General features: G+C 46.4%; 2 protein-coding genes. Both read right to left on the reverse strand.

Annotated elements, in window-relative coordinates:
* Positions 1-462 (reverse strand): MarR family winged helix-turn-helix transcriptional regulator (locus R7Z50_RS25930; protein WP_318149532.1); only part of this gene is annotated, 462 nt, incomplete at its 3' end.
* 110 nt (positions 463-572) lie between these two features.
* The coding region (locus tag R7Z50_RS25935) for a DUF2061 domain-containing protein (protein WP_318149533.1) at positions 573-865 on the reverse strand (293 nt) is incomplete at its 5' end.

An 865-nucleotide genomic window follows, 5' to 3' on the forward strand; every position in this document is an offset into this window, starting at 1 on the left:
GTTATCGGCCTTGCTGAGTGGGCGAAGAACAAATTGGTTTGCTTGGCATACTTTGGTTAAGCCTTTTAGATACACTTCAAGCCCTTGTTTGAGCTGTTGCTGCTCGTTTTCGTCCAGATGGGATAGCAATGATTCGAAGAAAGTATTTTGTTGTTGGTCGAGTTGAGATAGCGCGTGTTGGCCTTGCTCGGTCAAAGCGATGAACTGGCTGCGCTTGTCTTTTGGATTTTCGATGCTCTCAACGAGGCTCTGCTTGATGAGAGCAGTTACGGTGCGGCTGGCATTGGATTTATCTACGTTAAGCTGCTGCGCCAGTTGATTGATAGTCAGTGGCTGTAATTGGATCTCGCCCAAGGCATGAGCTTGTACTGGGGTGAGGGTAACCTCGCCACATTGTTTATCAAGCATACCTAACAAGCGGACGGTCTGTCGGGAGTAATGTCTGAGCTGACGAGGATTCATCTTAAGTTACCTATAATAAGTTGCGCACCGCAATTAATTTAATTGCGGTGCGCAACATTGTCAATGATGAATCGGTTTGAGCTCGCTGTTGCTTCGGTTTCGACCCGCTCTTAAGCGTGTTTGTGGAAGCAAAAATGCGGCGCTGAGCTCTGATCAGACGATTTACGTAACCAAACTTTTTCGTGGAAGTAGTAGGCTACGGTATTTAATGATGGCTCTAGCATTGCCATAACGCCACCGATAAATGCATCACCCGTTAACAAGTAAACCACCGTAAACGCTACGCTAAAGTGTACCGTTGCGAAACTCGCGGTTTTTAGCTTGGTCATGAATTGACGAGCTTTTAAAGCGGGAACACTTGCCCAAGCTTTTTCATGAAAGTAAAAAGCGACGGTGTTTACTG

It is taken from the genome of Vibrio sp. 1249-1 (genome assembly GCF_033340495.1).